Origin of the sequence: Gordonia sp. UBA7860 (assembly GCF_002500165.1) — a bacterium.
Lineage (GTDB): Bacteria > Actinomycetota > Actinomycetes > Mycobacteriales > Mycobacteriaceae > Gordonia > Gordonia sputi.
The window spans coordinates 19,293-20,240 of the sequence record NZ_DLSO01000194.1; the positions used below are offsets into that span (position 1 = coordinate 19,293).

General features: G+C 63.7%; 3 protein-coding genes. 2 read left to right on the forward strand and 1 reads right to left on the reverse strand.

From position 1 onward, the window contains the following. Together B3T59_RS22995 and B3T59_RS23000 are read left to right on the forward strand one after the other, a co-directional pair. The coding region (locus B3T59_RS22995; RefSeq protein ID WP_287005232.1) for an undecaprenyl diphosphate synthase family protein at window positions 1–131 on the forward strand (131 nt) is incomplete at its 5' end. Between the two features lie 13 nt (window positions 132–144). Beyond that, window positions 145–576: a hypothetical protein gene (locus tag B3T59_RS23000; RefSeq protein WP_064863411.1), complete on the forward strand. Its 432-nt coding sequence runs from the start codon at window positions 145–147 to the stop codon at window positions 574–576. Between the two features lie 13 nt (window positions 577–589). Here B3T59_RS23000 and B3T59_RS23005 read toward each other — a convergent pair. Beyond that, a partial coding sequence (locus B3T59_RS23005) for a Fur family transcriptional regulator (protein ID WP_287005229.1) occupies window positions 590–948 on the reverse strand: 359 nt, incomplete at its 5' end.

The following is a 948-nucleotide window of genomic DNA, read 5'->3' on the forward strand; positions in this document are numbered from 1 at the left end:
AGTCGGCCTACGCCGAGATGGTCTATCAGGAGAAGCTGTTTCCCGATTTCGATCGCCGCGACCTGTGGGCAGCGTGCGTCGAGTATGCGTCTCGCGACCGTCGCTTCGGCGGCGTGATGACGACGGAGTGAGCGTGAGTAGTCGGTGAGCGATGAGTCGAGCCCAAATCCTTCTGCCGCGCAACAGGTTCTACTCGAAAGAGTGGCCGCACTCCTGACCGAGATCGGCGACGTCACCGACGCCGACCACGAATCGGTAGTTGTGGCCGTCGGCTCGACGCGAGCGTCGGTTCGCGTCATCGCGCTGGCCGACGACCTTCAGGTGGTCTCGGTGACGCAGTTGCTCGCGCTCAACCTTCCCAACACCGACGCGCTCCGTTCCGACGTCGAAGAACTGGACGCGACGCTGAGCTTCGGTCACCTACGACGCTCCGATCTGACCGGCGTCACCACAGATGTGTTGCAGTACTACACGTTTCCGGTCGACGGCCTCACCGACATCCCACTGCTGACGGTGCTGCACATCGTGCTCTCCGGCGGCGACGACATCGCCCGCAAGCTCGTCGACGCGAGCTGAACTCCTCGGAGTGTCAGCGCGCGGCGCGGCAGTCGGCGCACACTCCGAACACCTCAACGGTGTGGTGGATGTCGCTGAATCCGTGTTCTGCCGCGATCTTCGAGGCCCAGCGCTCCACAGGCTCCGCCTGCACCTCGACGGTCGTGCCACAGACGCGGCACACCAGGTGGTGGTGATGCACCGACGAGCAGTTCCGGTAGCGCATCTCGCCCGAACCGTCCCAGAGAGCATCGATCTGACCCGCTTGGCTCAGTGCCTGCAGATTGCGATAGACGGTGGTCAGTCCGATCGATTCGCCACGCGCCTTGAGTTGCTCGTGAAGCTCCTGAGCTGAGCGGAAGTCGTCGCCTTCCGACAGTGCGTCGGCGATTG